Here is a 13,763-nt window from a genome sequence, read left to right as displayed (position 1 = left end):
CCATGACCGACGGCGATGGCGATGACCTCGAGCCCGGCACGACGAGCGCGACCATGGCGTCGACGCCGGTTGCGCCACTGACCGAGTCGAGCCTGCATGCCGACGCCGACCCGGCCCTGCTGTCGCGGCTCGCCCTCATCGACGGGCAGCCCCTCGGCGACCGGGCGGCCGCCTTCCGGCAGGTGCACGACGAGCTGCGCCAGCAGCTCGAATCCTCCGACGGCGACCCCGGCCGTTCGGCCTGATGACTGCTGCGCCGCCGGGGCCGGAGCACGACGGCGCGTCCTCCGACAGCCCCGCCAGCACGGCCGGGGATGATGGCCCGCGCCGCCTCGACCTCGCGCTCGTGGAGCGCGGCCTCGCGCGCTCGCGCGGTGCCGCCCGCGCGGCCATCGAGGGCGGGCGCGTGAGCGTCGACGGGCGGCCCGTGGTGAAGCCCGCGCATCCCGTCGCCGCGGCGAGCACGATCAGCGTCGACGGTGACGACCGCTACGTCAGCCGTGCGGCCCACAAGCTGGTCGCCGGCCTCGACGCGGCCGGCGGCGGATCATCACCCCTCGATATCACCGGGATGCTCGCCCTCGACCTCGGCGCGTCCACGGGCGGCTTCACGCAGGTGCTGCTCGAGCGCGGTGCCCGGCAGGTGATCGCGCTCGACGTCGGGCACGGACAGCTCGCGCCCGAGCTGCGCGCCGACCCCCGCGTGGTGGTCGTTGAGGGCGAGAACGCCCGCGAGCTCGACGCCGCCCGGCTCTCCGAGGTGTCGGGTGTTGTCGCGCGCCCCGACCTGGTCGTGGGCGACCTCAGCTTCATCTCGCTGCGGCTCATCCTGCCCGCGATCGTCGCCACCGTCGGCACCGCGGTGCCGCTCATCCTGCTCATCAAGCCGCAGTTCGAGGCGGGTCGGCAGGGCATCCGCGAGGGCGTCGTGCGCGACGCGGCGGTGCGGGAGGACGCGATCATGGGCGTGCTCTGGGCGGGCCACGATCTCGGGCTGGAGGTGGCTGCGTTGCTCTCCTCCCCGATTGTCGGAACGGGCGGCAACCACGAGTATCTGGTGGTCTTCCGGCCGACCGATGGAGGGCATCCGTCAGAATGGAGGGGGCGTGCCGCCGAGCTCGCCCGGAAGGGGTCACCGTGAGCGAGCGCAGCATCCTCGTCGTCGCCCATACGGGGCGGCCCGAGTCGCTCGGCGCCGCCGTCGAGGTGGTGCGCCTGCTGCGCGCCGCCGGCGTCCAGCCGGTCGTCGACGCCGAATCGCTCGATGACCTGCGGGCCGCCTGCGACGCGGATGCGGAGCTCCGGGTTCTCGGCGACGACGTCGCGGTCGGCGAGCTCGAGCTCGTGATCGTGCTCGGCGGTGACGGCACGATCCTGCGAGCGGCCGAGCTCGCGCGCGGCGGGTCGGCCCCGCTGCTCGGCATCAATCTCGGCCACGTCGGGTTCCTCGCCGAGAGCGAGCGCGATGATCTCGCGAGCGCCGTCGCCCGGGCGCTCGACCGCGACTACCTCGTCGAGGAGCGCATGACGCTGTCGGTGCGGGTCAAGCACGGCAGCGAGGTGGTCTACGAGACGTGGGCTCTCAATGAGGCGACCGTCGAGAAAGCCAGCCGCGAGCGCATGCTCGAGGTCGTCATCGAGGTGGATGGTCGGCCGCTGTCGAGCTTCGGCTGCGACGGCGTCGTCATGTCGACCCCGACGGGCTCCACCGCCTACGCCTTCTCGGCCGGCGGGCCCATCGTGTGGCCGAGCCTCGACGCCCTGCTGCTCGTGCCGCTCAGCGCGCATGCCCTGTTCGCCCGGCCGCTCGTGGTCGGCCCCAACAGCTCGCTCGCCGTCGAGGTGCTCGACCGCACCCAGGGGGTCGGCGTGCTGTGGTGCGACGGCCGCCGCGCCGTCGACCTGCCGCGCGGCGCCCGCGTCGTCGCCCGCCGCTCGTCGACGCCCGTGCGCCTGGCCCGCCTGCACCCGGGCCCGTTCAGCGATCGGCTGGTCAACAAGTTCGCCCTGCCCGTGCACGGCTGGCGGGGTCCCATCGACGAGGAGGGCCGCTCGACGTGATCGAGGAGATCTCCATCCGCAACCTCGGGGTCATCGGCGAGGCGCGCCTGCCGCTCGGCCCCGGGTTCACGGCGCTGACCGGCGAGACCGGCGCGGGCAAGACCATGGTCGTGACGGCCCTCGGGCTGCTGCTCGGCGATCGTGCCGACACCGGCGCGATCCGCTCGGGCTCGGGGCAGGCCCTCGTCGAGGGGCACTGGCACGTGGCCGAGCGCGGCCCGGTCGCCGATCGCGTGCGCGACGCCGGGGGAGACCTCGACGGCGGCGCCCTCATCCTCAGCCGCTCCATCTCGAACGAGGGCCGCTCGCGCGCCGTCGTCGGCGGGCGTTCGACGCCGGTCGGCGTGCTCAACGAGATCGGGCAGCAGCTCGTCGTCGTTCACGGCCAGAGCGACCAGGTGCGCCTCAAGTCGGCCACCGCTCAGCGCGAGGCCCTCGACCGCTTCGCCGGGCCCGAGCTGAGCGCCGTGCTCGGGGACTACCAGGAGGTCTTCCGGCGCTGGAACGACGCGCAGTCGGAGCTCGACGTTCTCGTCGCCGAGCGCGATCGCCGCGCCCGCGAGGCGGAGGAGCTGCGCGTGGCGATGGCCGAGATCGAGCAGGCCGCGCCGCGCCCGGGCGAGGACATCGAGCTCGCCGAGCGGGCCGAGCGACTTACCAACATCGAAGACCTGCGGCTCGCCGCCGCGCAGGCCCACGAGCTGATCTCAAGCGAGAGCCTCGACGAGGCGCGCGACGCCCTCGCCCTCATCGAGACCGCCCGTCGCACGATCGACCGGGTGTCGAGTCACGACGCCGCCCTCGTGCCGATCGTCGAGGCCGCCGCGAACGCTGGCTTCGTCGTCGGCGAGCTCGCCACGCAGCTGGCCTCGTACCTCGCCTCGCTCGACAGCGACGGCGGACGCGAGCTCGAGGCGGTGCAGGAGCGCCGGGCCGAGCTCGCGACCCTCATGCGCAAGTACGGCCCGACCCTCGACGAGGTCATTGACTACCTCGATTCGGGTAGCGGTCGGCTGCTCGAGCTCGACCACGACAGCGATCGCATCGAGGCGCTCCGCGCCGAGGTCGACGCCGACCGTGCCCGGGTCATGATGCTCGCCGACCGGCTGAGCGACCTGCGGCGGGTGGCGGGCATCCGCCTCTCAGAGCGTGTGACGGCAGAGCTGGCGGCCCTCGCGATGGGCTCGGCGCGCATCACGGTCGAGGTGACGCCGCGCGACGACTACACGGCGACCGGGCGCGACCAGGTGGCCATTCTGCTGCAGCCGCACCCGGGCGCCGAGCCGCGCCCGCTCGGCCGTGGGGCCTCCGGCGGTGAGCTCTCGCGCGTCATGCTCGCCCTCGAGGTGGTCATCGCGGCGACCGACCCCGTGCCGACCTTCATCTTCGACGAGGTCGACGCCGGGGTCGGCGGCGCCAGCGCGATCGAGATCGGGCGACGCCTGGCGCGGCTCGCGCAGACCGCGCAGGTCATCGTCGTCACGCACCTCGCACAGGTCGCCGCCTTCGCCACCAACCACCTGCGGGTCGTGAAGGACCACGACGGGCACGTCACCGCCTCGAGCGTGCAGCAGCTGCACGGCGACGAGCGCATCGCCGAGATGGCGCGCCTGCTGAGCGGCCTGCCCGACAGCGAGTCGGGCCTCACCCACGCGCGGGAGCTCATCGAGACGGCCCGCGAGCTCGTCGGCTGAGCCGGGCCGACCGGCCGCGGCGGATCGTGGCTGAGCGGGACCAGCGAGCCGCGACCCCGCTCAGTCGTTGATCGGGATGCGGAACCGCTGCGCAGTCCCGTCGCGCTGCTCGAACCGCACGGCGAGGGTGATCGGTCCGGCTTCGAGTCCTTCCGGCACGCCGAGCACGTGGGTGGTCGGGCTGAAGTCGGCGGTGCACACCCGCCCGGCCGGCAGGGGGCCGAACACGAGCTCGAGCTCGGTCGTGCCGATCGTGCTGAGCACGACGGCGGGCGGCGGGCAGCTCGAGCTTCCCCAGGTGACCACGCGCAACGACTCGCGCTCGGGGCCCCAGTAGGCGAGCGGCTCCCCGCGGTCGAGCGCGTCGGGCGGCAGCGTGATGTCGGCGGGCACCTCGCGCAGCGTCTGCACGGCGATCGTCGCCGGCTCGGGCCAGGGCCAGAGATCCACCGCCGTCACCACCTCGCCGAAGCCGGTGTCCACGCGGGTCACCTCGGCCGTGTACGGCCCATCGCCCGATCCCCAGCCTTCGGGAGTCGCCAGCACGTGCGTGTGCGGCGCGAGGTCGTCGGTGCACGCCTGCGCGGGGGCCGGCTGCAGCTCGATCGCGATCCTCGCCTCGTCGAGCACCTCGATCGCGGTGGCGATCAGGGGACACGACGAACTCCAGTAGCTGACGATGGTGAGCGTCCCGCGGTCGTCGGCCAGCCAGCCGACGGGCTCACCAGCCCAGGTCTCGTCGAACACGGGCTCGCCGATGGGCGCGTCGGCAGGAAACCCCGGCTGCTCGGTGAGAGCGACCGAAGCGGGGGCTCCGCCCAGGCCCGCGCATCCCGCAAGCGCGATCATGACGGTGGCGACGAGGGCCGCGGTCGCTCCCGGGAGGCCTCGGTGCCGCATCCGGGGGGCGATGTCGAGGGCGGGGACGCTCATGCCGCACACTGTACGCTCACGGCGCACCGCGCGTCGAGGGCCGACCGGCTGCGCGTCGGATAGGCTAGAGGCCCGTGGCGGACACTTCTGACTCGGGCTCGAGCACACGGATCACCAAGCACATCTTCGTGACCGGGGGCGTGATCTCCTCCCTCGGCAAGGGTCTCACTGCCGCCAGCATCGGCAATCTGCTCACCGCGCGCGGCCTGCGCGTCGTCATGCAGAAGCTCGATCCGTATCTCAACGTCGACCCGGGAACGATGAATCCGTTCCAGCACGGCGAGGTCTTCGTGACCGATGACGGCGCCGAGACCGACCTCGACATCGGGCACTACGAGCGCTTCCTCGACATCAACCTCAGCCAGGCCGCCAACGTCACCACCGGGCAGATCTACTCGCAGGTGATCGCGCGCGAGCGCCGCGGCGAGTACCTCGGCGACACCGTGCAGGTCATTCCGCACATCACCGACGAGATCAAGCGCCGCATGCGCCTGCAGGCGAAGGACGACCCGCAGCCCGACGTGATCATCACCGAGATCGGCGGCACCGTCGGCGACATCGAGTCGCAGCCGTTCATCGAGGCTGCCCGGCAGGTGCGCCACGAGCTGAGCCGTCGCAACGTGTTCTTCGTGCACGTCTCGCTCGTGCCGTTCATGGGCGCGAGCGGCGAGCAGAAGACCAAGCCGACGCAGCACTCGGTGGCGGCCCTGCGCTCGATCGGCATCCAGCCCGATGCCCTCGTGCTGCGCAGCGACCGGCCCGTCTCGAGCGGCAACCGGCGCAAGATCGCCCTCATGTGCGACGTCGACGAGGCCGCGGTGGTCAATGCGGTGGATGTCCCCTCCATCTACGACATCCCGTCGATGCTGCACAGCCAGGGCCTCGACGCCTACATCATCGAGCAGCTGGGGCTCGACGCCGGCGACGTGCAGTGGGATCGCTGGAAAGACCTGCTGACCGCGGTGCACGAGCCGAAGCGCGAGGTGACGATCGGCCTGGTCGGCAAGTACATCGACCTGCCCGACGCCTACCTGAGCGTCACCGAGGCGCTGCGGGCTGGCGGCTTCGCCCACCAGGCGAAGGTGCATCTGCGCTGGATCGCGAGCGACGAGTGCGAGACGCCGGAGGGCGCGGCGAAGAACCTCGCCGACCTCGACGGCATCTGCGTGCCGGGCGGCTTCGGCGTGCGCGGCATCGAGGGCAAGCTCGGCGCGCTGCGCTTCGCTCGCGAGAACCGCATCCCGACGCTCGGCCTGTGCCTGGGCCTGCAGTGCATGGTCATCGAGTACGCCCGCGATGTCGCCGGGCTGCCCGGCGCGTCGAGCACCGAGTTCGACCCCGAGACCGAGTTTCCGGTGATCGCGACCATGGCCGAGCAGGTCGACATCATCGCCGGGGGAGACCTCGGCGGCACGATGCGCCTCGGCCTGTACGAGGCGGCGCTCGCACCGGGTTCGATCGTCGAGCAGCTGTACGGAGCGCCCGTCTCGCACGAGCGCCACCGCCACCGCTACGAGGTCAACAACGCCTACCGCGAGCAGATCGCCGCCGCGGGGCTGCAGTTCTCGGGCACGAGCCCCGACGGCTCGCTCGTCGAGTACGTCGAGCTGCCGCGCGCGGTGCACCCGTTCTACGTCGCGACTCAGGCGCACCCCGAGCTGCGGTCGCGGCCGACCAGCGCGCACCCGCTGTTCCGTGGGCTCGTGGAGGCGGCGCTGGAGCGCCAGCGTGCGTCGAAGCTCTTCGACGACGAGACCGGCGAGGTCGCGACGGTCGAGATGCAGAACGTGGTCGGATCGAGCACCGCGGAGTGACCGGATCGACCTCCCCCGACGACGAGGTGCTCCTGGCCGACGAGGCCTCGAGCGTCGAGGTGCTCGACAGCGCGATCGCGTTCGCCGGGGCGGTGTGGGACATCCGCCGCGAGCGCTTCGCCTACGGCGAGGGGCAGCTCGTGCGCGAGTTCATGGAGCACCCCGGCGCGGTGGCCGTGCTGGCCGTCGACGACGACGGGCGCGTACTGAGCATCCAGCAGTACCGGCACCCCATCCAGACCCGCAACTGGGAGCTGCCCGCCGGCCTGCTCGACGTCGACGGCGAGGATCCGCTGACGGCCGCGCGGCGAGAATTGGCCGAGGAGGTCGACCTCGTCGCGGCCGACTGGCAGCCGCTCATCACCCTGCACACCTCGCCGGGCGGATCGGACGAGGTGATCCACGTCTTCCGCGCCACCGGACTGACGGCGGCGCCCGAGGTGTTCGCCCGCGACTCGGAGGAAGCCGACATCGTCACGCGCTGGGTCGCGCTGGAGGAGGCGGTGGATGCCGTGCTCGCCGGGCGCGCGCGCAACGGCATCTTCCAGGCCGCGGTGCTGGCCGAGCACGCCCGCCGCTCGCGGGCCTGAGACGGCAGCGAGCGCCGGTCGTGGAGCAGCTCGAGCGGGCCGTGGAGCGGTACCTCCGCCACGTGCGGCTCGAGCGCGGCCGCTCGCCGCACACGGTCGCCGCGTACCGCCGCGATCTGGCGCGCTACCTGACGCACCTCGGCGCGCGCGGCATCGACGACCCCGCCGCGATCTCCGAGGTCGACGTGGGCGCCTTCGTCGCGGCCGTGCGCGACCCCGGTGATGGCACGACGGGGGTGAGCGCGTCGAGCGCCGCCCGCATGCTGTCGAGCGTGCGCGGCTGGCACCGCTTCCTCGCCGAGGAGGGCCTCGTCGCGCGGGATGTCGCCGCCGAGCAGCGCCCGCCGAAGCAGCCGAAGCGCCTGCCGAAGGCGATCAGCATCGCGGAGGTCGAGCGGTTGCTCGAGGCCTGCGGCGGCGACGACCCGATCGCACTGCGCGACCGCGCCCTGCTCGAGCTGCTCTACGCGACGGGGGCGCGGGTGAGCGAGGCCGTCGACCTCGCCGTCGACGACGTGCTGACGGGGGAGGGCGGCGTCGGCGAGGCCGTGCGGCTGTTCGGCAAGGGCCGCAAGCAGCGCATCGTGCCGCTCGGCCGCTACGCGCGCGAGGCGCTCGACGCCTACCTGGTGCGCGGGCGGCCGGTGCTGGCCCCGCGCGGTTCGGCGACGCCGGCGCTCTTCCTGGGTGCCCGGGGCGCGAAGCTGTCGCGCCAGAGCGCCTGGCTGATCATCCGAGATGCCGCGGCGCGCGCATCCCTCACCGCCGAGATCTCGCCGCACACCCTGCGCCACTCGTTCGCCACCCACCTGCTCGAGGGCGGCGCCGACGTGCGCGTCGTGCAGGAGCTGCTGGGGCACGCGAGCGTCGCCACCACCCAGCTGTACACGCTGGTCACGGCGGATGCGGCGCGCGAGGCCTGGGCGACCGCCCACCCGCGCGCACTCTAGCCCGCACGTCGCGCGGTGCCGGGGTCTCAACCCACGGGCTGCAGCCGATCGGTGCGCCCTTCGCCGTCGGGCCCCACGCGCACGGCCCAGTCGGCACCGTCGGCGCGCACGATGTGGCTGATGCCGTCACGGCGGACGGCGGCGAGGGGCGCGCAGCTGCGCGTCTGCGTTGGCCCGATGACACCCCCGCCCGGGTCGTCGACGACGCTGACGATGCAGAGCACCGGGTCGTCGCCCGCGCCCTGGCGGAGGTACGCCCAGGTGGCCACCAACGGGGCGGGGCCGTCGGCGGCCAGGGGCACGACGGAGGGCCCCATGAGCAGGCCGTCGCGGTCGCCGACGACGGCGAGCGGATCGGTGACGCCCTCGAGAACGGGGAACACGAGCCAATCGAGCACGCTGCGCACACCTCCGACGGTGGGCACGGGCTGGTTCTGCAGCAGACGGGGGCCGCCCGTCGGGCCCCACGCGACGACGTCGAGGCCCTGCCCACCCGGCGTCAGGCGCAGGGCCAGCGCGATGCCCTCTGTCGCGAACCGCTCTGCGAGCACGCACGACCCGCTGAGAGCTCCCGGGCTGGTCCCCGATGCACCCTCGCTCACCCACACGCAGTAGGGGTCGTAGTCGGTGCTGCGGCCGTCAACCGTGGCGGCGGCACGGAAGACGACAGCGGTCAGCCCGTCCCCGAGCTGTACGGTGCGCGGGCCGAGCGTCACACCCGAGACGTAGTCGCGGGTGAGCGGGGCGACCCAGGCGTCGTCGACCGCGGTGGCGGGGTGCTCGAACACCGCGAGCGGGTCGCCGGGGCCGCCGGGCATCGCCAGCAGGGGAGCGATGCCCGCGAGGGCGAGCGCGGCGAGGGCGAGGCCCGTGCGGCCCGTGGTGCGCATCCGCCGTTCATGGCGCTCGGCAGCAGTCGCCGCTGCATCGGTGGCCGCGTCGTCGGCGGCGGCTGCGGCTGCAGTTGCGGTTGCGGTTGCGGCTGCGGCGGATGCGGGCGCCTCGTTCGCCACGACCCCCGTCTGCTCGACCCGCTGCTCGGCGGCTGTGGCGATCGCACGCTCCTCGCCGCGCCGGATCAGCTCGCGCAAGGCCGCCTCGGCGAGCTCGCGGTCGGTGACGCGACCTTCGCGGCCGAACGACCACACCTCGAGCTGCGCGTCGTCGACGCCGTCGAACGGGTTCGCCATGCGTGCAGTCAACCACTCCCGTCGGAGCGCCGCCTGCGAGGCGCCCCGCCCCGGCGACGAGCCGTCACTAGACTGGGGCGCTATGAGCGGCGACACCCACGGCGGAGCAGAACTGGCGGGCTTCGACGCGCTCATGCCCGGGCCGACCGGACGACCCCTGCGCGACTTCCCCGAGCCGCCGGCCCTCGCGAACCACGGGCCCGCCCGCGTGATCGCGCTGTGCAATCAGAAGGGCGGCGTCGGCAAGACGACGACCACCATCAGCCTCGGGGCGGCGCTCGCCGAGTACGGCCGCAAGGTGCTCGTCATCGACTTCGACCCGCAGGGCGCGCTCTCGGCCGGCCTCGGGGTGCCGAGCCACGACGTGCCCACCGTCTACGATCTGCTGCTCGGCCGCGAGACCGACACCCGCAAAGCCGTGCAGGCGACGGCGACGCCGAATCTGCACATCATTCCGGCGAACATCGACCTCAGCGCGGCCGAAGTGCATCTCGTCAACGAGGTCGCGCGCGAGCAGATCCTCGCCCGCGTGCTGCGGCCGATCCTCGACGACTACGACGTCGTGCTCATCGACTGCCAGCCGAGCCTCGGGCTGCTCACCGTCAACGCGCTCACCGCGGCGCACGGCGTGCTGATTCCGCTCGAGTGCGAGTACTTCGCCCTGCGCGGGGTCGCGCTGCTGGTCGAGACCATCGACAAGGTGCGCGACCGCCTGAACCCCGCCGTGCAGCTCGACGGCATCCTCGCCACGATGTACGACGCGCGCACCCTGCACAGCCGTGAGGTGCTCGAGCGCGTCGTCGAGGTGTTCGGCGAGAAGGTGCTCGAGACGGTCATCGGGCGCACCGTGAAGTTTCCCGACGCCTCGGTCGCCGGCGCGCCCATCACGACGTTCGCGCCCGACCACCCGGCGGCGGGCGCCTACCGCCAGCTGGCCCGAGAGCTGATCGCGCGTGGCCAGGTCGCCTGAGCCGGCGGCCGGTTCGGCGGGGCAGGCGGGCGTCGCGAGCGCGGCGGCGACGATCGAGGCGGCGACGATCGAGGCGGATGCTGCGCCCACCGGTTTCCGCGTCACCCTCGACGACTTCGACGGCCCGTTCGATCTGCTGCTGAGCCTCATCACCAAGCGCGAGCTCGACATCACCGAGGTGAGCCTGTCGGTCGTCACCGACGAGTTCCTCGCCTATCTGCGGGCGATGGAGCAGGACGGCTCGATCGACGCCCTCGACCAGGCCAGCGAGTTCCTCGTCGTCGCCGTCACACTGCTCGACCTGAAGATCGCAAGCCTGCTGCCGCAGGGCGAGCTCGTCGACGCGGAGGACGTCGCGCTGCTCGAAGCGCGCGACCTGCTGTTCGCGCGGCTGCTGCAATACCGCGCCTTCAAGGAGGTGTCGGCCTGGTTCGCCCGCCGGCTGGAGGAGGAGAGCACCCGCCAGCCGCGCTCGGTGCGGCTCGAAGACCAGTACCGCGAGCAGAAGCCCGAACTCGTCTGGACCCTCAGCGTCGACGACTTCGCCGCCCTCGCGCTGCTCGCCTTCACGCCGAAGGAGGTGCCGGTGGTCGGGCTCGACCACCTGCACGCTCCGCTCGTGTCGATCCGCGAGCAGGCCGCGCACGTGGTCGCGCTGCTGCGGCAGGGCGAGCCCGTGACCTTCCGGCAGCTCATCGCCGGGGCCGACGCGAAAGGCGTGATCGTCGCGCGCTTCCTCGCGCTGCTCGAGCTCTACCGGCACGCGGCGGTCGGCTTCGAGCAGCTGGAGCCGCTCGGCGAGCTCACCGTGCGGTGGACGGCCGAGAACTGGACGGATGAGAACCTCGTGAACCTGGGAGCCGACTATGGCCAATGAGGCGCAGGCCGCTGAGACGCACGCCACCGAGACGCCGGTCGAGGAGACCGCCGCGCCCGAGGTCGCGGCGACGGCGGAGGACGCCGAGCGCGAGCCCCGCATCCCCGACGGTGTGGAGGTGGCGCGCGCGCTCGAGGCGATCCTGATGGTCGTCGATGAGCCGCAGAGCGTCGTCGGGCTCGCGAGCGCGGTCGGGCGGCCGGTGACGGAGGTGCGCGCGGCGATCGCGGCGCTCGTGGCCGACTACGACGGGGCACCCGGGGCCGATGGCGTGCCGGGCGTGCGGCGCGGCTTCGAGCTGCGCGAGGTCGGCGGCGGCTGGCGCATCTACGTGCGCGGCGAGTTCGACGACCTCGTGCGCGACTTCGTGCACACTCAGAGCCCGGCGAAGCTCTCGCAGGCCGCGCTCGAGACCCTCGCCGTCATCGCCTACAAGCAGCCGATCAGCCGGGGCGCGATCGCGTCGATCCGCGCGGTCAACGTCGACTCGGTGGTGCGCACGCTGCTCGGCCGCGGCCTCATCACCGAGGCCTTCACCGACAGCGAGACGGGCGCGATCCACTACGAGACCACCGACCTGCTGCTGACCCAGCTGGGCATCAACTCGCTCGACGAGCTGCCGAAGATCTCGCCGCTGCTCGACGACGGGCGCGAGGGGTTCGACGATGTCCGCTGACCGCGACCGCCAGCGGAATGCGCGCTCCGGCCGCGCGGGTGGCGACGGTGCCGAACGCGACCGCCGCGCCGACCGCGACCTCGTGCCCGACGTCGTCATCGACTGGTCGAGCGAGCCGTCGAACCGCCGCGCCGGTGACAGCCCGACGAGCGAGCGCCTGCAGAAGGTGCTCGCCGCGGCCGGGGTCGCGAGCCGCCGCGTGTGCGAGCAGTTGATCGTCGCTGGCCGGGTGAGCGTGAACGGCGTCGTCGTCACCGAGCTCGGCACGCGCGTCGAGCCGGCCACCGACCACGTCGCCGTCGACGGCGTCGCCGTGCAGCTCGACACCTCGAAGCGCTACGTCATGCTCAACAAGCCGACCGGCGTGGTCAGCACGATGAGCGACGAGAACGGCCGTCGCGACCTCACCGAATTCACCGCCGAGTACGACGAGCGCCTCTACAACGTCGGGCGCCTCGACGCCGAGACCAGCGGCCTGCTGCTGCTCACCAACGACGGCGAGCTCGCCAACGTGCTCGCGCACCCGCGCTACGGCGTCGAGAAGACGTACATCGCCCAGGTCGAGGGAACCGTGACGCCCGCGACGCTCCAGCGCCTGAAGACGGGCATCGAGCTGGATGACGGGCCCATCGCCGTCGACCGCGCCAAGATCGTCGGCGCGCCGTCGAAGGGCCGCACGATGGTCGAGGTCACCCTGCACTCGGGTCGCAACCGCATCGTGCGCCGCATGCTCGCCGCCGTCGGGCATCCCGTCACGGCGCTCGTGCGCCGCTCGTTCGGGCCGCTGCACCTCGGCACCCTGCCGCTCGGCCGCACTCGTGACCTCACGGATGCCGAGCGCGGCGCGCTGTTGACCCTCGCCCGCACCGCCCAGCAGTCGGAGGAGACGAGATGACCGACCGCCGCCTGCACGAGCAGGTGCACATCATCGGCGCCGGCCTGCTCGGCACCAGCATCGGCCTCGCCCTCACCGAGAAGGGCGTCGACGTGACGCTCGCCGACGTCTCGCCGACGGCTGTGCGGCTCGCGGTCGACTACGGGGCGGGCCGCGCTCCGCGCACCGACGATCGACCCGGCCTCGTCGTCGCGGCCGTGCCGCCGGATGTCACGGCGGCGACCGTGGCGCGGGCGCTGCAGGAGCATCCCGAAGCCCTCGTCACCGACGTGGCGAGCGTGAAGGGCAGCGTGCTCGCCGAGCTGCGCGAGCTCGGCGCCGACGTCACGCGGTACCTCGGCACGCATCCGATGGCCGGGCGCGAGCGCGGCGGGCCGATCTCGGCGCGCGCCGACCTGTTCGTCGGCCGCCCGTGGGTGCTCGCCGGCCACGACGACATCACGTACCGCCGCGCCGGGGCGATCGAAGACCTCATCCTCGACGTCGGGGCCGTGCCGATCGAGATGACCGTCGCCGAGCACGACCGCTCGGTCGCGATGATCAGCCACGTTCCGCAGCTCGTCGCGAGCGCCATGGCCGCGCGGCTGCGCGACGCCTCGAACGGTGCTGTCGGCCTCGCCGGGCAGGGCGTGCGCGACGTCACGCGCATCGCCGCGAGCGACCCCGGGCTGTGGGTGCAGATCCTGTCGGCGAACGCCGAGCCCGTCGCGCAGATTCTGCGCGGCGTGCGCGACGACGTGGATGCCCTGCTCGCCGCCCTCGCCGACCCCGAGGCGCCCGGCTCGCGCCGCGCTCTCGCCGAGCTCATCGCGGCGGGCAACGCCGGAGTCGCGCGCATTCCGGGCAAGCACGGCACCGACAAGCGCTTCGCGCAGCTCGTGGTGATGATCGACGACACTCCGGGCCAGCTGGCCCGCCTGCTGACCGAGATCGGCGAGCTCGGCATCAACATGGAAGACCTGCGGCTCGAGCACTCGCCGGGCGCCCCCGTCGGCTTCGCCGAGGTGTCGGTGCTGCCCGACGTCGAGCAGCGCCTCGTCGACGAGCTCTCGGCGCGCGGCTGGCGCATCGCGGGCGCGAGCTGAGCATCCCGACCCGTTGTTCACCACCCTC

Annotated in this window: 14 protein-coding genes; 12 read left to right on the top strand and 2 right to left on the bottom strand. The window is 73.0% G+C overall.

From position 1 onward, the window contains the following. Positions 1-2 precede the first annotated feature (2 nt). Genes BJ959_RS02320 through recN form a run of 4 tightly spaced genes read left to right on the top strand, consistent with a single transcriptional unit; the run spans position 3 to position 3,755 of the window. Positions 3-245 (top strand): hypothetical protein, encoded by a 243-nt coding sequence (locus BJ959_RS02320; protein WP_153982736.1) that lies wholly within the window; start codon positions 3-5, stop codon positions 243-245. Continuing rightward, positions 245-1,141 (top strand): TlyA family RNA methyltransferase, encoded by an 897-nt coding sequence (locus BJ959_RS02315; RefSeq protein ID WP_153982737.1) that lies wholly within the window; start codon positions 245-247, stop codon positions 1,139-1,141. The genes BJ959_RS02320 and BJ959_RS02315 overlap by 1 nt, the downstream gene beginning before the upstream one ends. Then, the gene (locus BJ959_RS02310) at positions 1,138-2,061 is read left to right on the top strand and encodes an NAD kinase (RefSeq protein ID WP_424960754.1); all 924 of its coding nucleotides are present in this window, start codon (positions 1,138-1,140) and stop codon (positions 2,059-2,061) included. The genes BJ959_RS02315 and BJ959_RS02310 overlap by 4 nt, the downstream gene beginning before the upstream one ends. Next, positions 2,058-3,755, top strand: coding sequence for a DNA repair protein RecN (gene recN, locus BJ959_RS02305; protein WP_153982739.1), 1,698 nt, complete (start codon positions 2,058-2,060; stop codon positions 3,753-3,755). Before BJ959_RS02310 ends, recN begins: the two co-directional genes overlap by 4 nt. A 60-nt stretch (positions 3,756-3,815) precedes the next feature. On the opposite strand, the gene BJ959_RS02300 is transcribed toward recN, so the two are convergent. Continuing rightward, positions 3,816-4,688, bottom strand: a complete 873-nt coding sequence (locus BJ959_RS02300; protein WP_153982740.1) for a hypothetical protein — start codon at positions 4,686-4,688, stop codon at positions 3,816-3,818. Between the two features lie 74 nt (positions 4,689-4,762). On the opposite strand from BJ959_RS02300, the gene pyrG reads away from it, so the two are divergent. From pyrG to BJ959_RS02285, 3 genes are read left to right on the top strand one after another with little or no spacing between them, the layout of a single operon-like run. Then, complete coding sequence (pyrG, locus tag BJ959_RS02295; RefSeq protein WP_153982741.1) at positions 4,763-6,502, top strand: CTP synthase; 1,740 nt, start codon at positions 4,763-4,765, stop codon at positions 6,500-6,502. Continuing rightward, positions 6,499-7,092: an NUDIX domain-containing protein gene (locus BJ959_RS02290; protein ID WP_341800036.1), complete on the top strand. Its 594-nt coding sequence runs from the start codon at positions 6,499-6,501 to the stop codon at positions 7,090-7,092. Before pyrG ends, BJ959_RS02290 begins: the two co-directional genes overlap by 4 nt. A gap of 20 nt (positions 7,093-7,112) precedes the next feature. Further along, positions 7,113-8,042 (top strand): site-specific tyrosine recombinase XerD, encoded by a 930-nt coding sequence (locus BJ959_RS02285; protein ID WP_341800037.1) that lies wholly within the window; start codon positions 7,113-7,115, stop codon positions 8,040-8,042. Positions 8,043-8,068: 26 nt separating this feature from the next. Here BJ959_RS02285 and BJ959_RS02280 read toward each other — a convergent pair whose 3' ends face one another. Then, complete coding sequence (locus tag BJ959_RS02280; protein WP_153982742.1) at positions 8,069-9,232, bottom strand: hypothetical protein; 1,164 nt, start codon at positions 9,230-9,232, stop codon at positions 8,069-8,071. A gap of 82 nt (positions 9,233-9,314) precedes the next feature. Between BJ959_RS02280 and BJ959_RS02275 the strand changes: the two genes are divergently transcribed. The 5 genes from BJ959_RS02275 to BJ959_RS02255 are packed head-to-tail and all read left to right on the top strand — an operon-like array spanning position 9,315 to position 13,735. Then, positions 9,315-10,202, top strand: a complete 888-nt coding sequence (locus tag BJ959_RS02275; protein WP_153982743.1) for a ParA family protein — start codon at positions 9,315-9,317, stop codon at positions 10,200-10,202. Then, complete coding sequence (locus BJ959_RS02270) at positions 10,186-11,079, top strand: segregation and condensation protein A (protein WP_424960755.1); 894 nt, start codon at positions 10,186-10,188, stop codon at positions 11,077-11,079. The genes BJ959_RS02275 and BJ959_RS02270 overlap by 17 nt, the downstream gene beginning before the upstream one ends. Next, positions 11,069-11,755 (top strand): SMC-Scp complex subunit ScpB, encoded by a 687-nt coding sequence (gene scpB, locus BJ959_RS02265; RefSeq protein ID WP_153982744.1) that lies wholly within the window; start codon positions 11,069-11,071, stop codon positions 11,753-11,755. Before BJ959_RS02270 ends, scpB begins: the two co-directional genes overlap by 11 nt. Further along, positions 11,745-12,650, top strand: a complete 906-nt coding sequence (locus BJ959_RS02260) for a pseudouridine synthase (protein WP_153982745.1) — start codon at positions 11,745-11,747, stop codon at positions 12,648-12,650. Before scpB ends, BJ959_RS02260 begins: the two co-directional genes overlap by 11 nt. Beyond that, positions 12,647-13,735 (top strand): prephenate dehydrogenase, encoded by a 1,089-nt coding sequence (locus BJ959_RS02255; RefSeq protein WP_153982746.1) that lies wholly within the window; start codon positions 12,647-12,649, stop codon positions 13,733-13,735. The genes BJ959_RS02260 and BJ959_RS02255 overlap by 4 nt, the downstream gene beginning before the upstream one ends. Positions 13,736-13,763: the final 28 nt, after the last annotated feature.

It is taken from the genome of Microcella frigidaquae, from assembly GCF_014200395.1.
Lineage (GTDB): Bacteria > Actinomycetota > Actinomycetes > Actinomycetales > Microbacteriaceae > Microcella > Microcella frigidaquae.
Note: the sequence above shows the minus strand (reverse complement) of the source record. Positions and strands in the feature narration are given on the sequence as shown.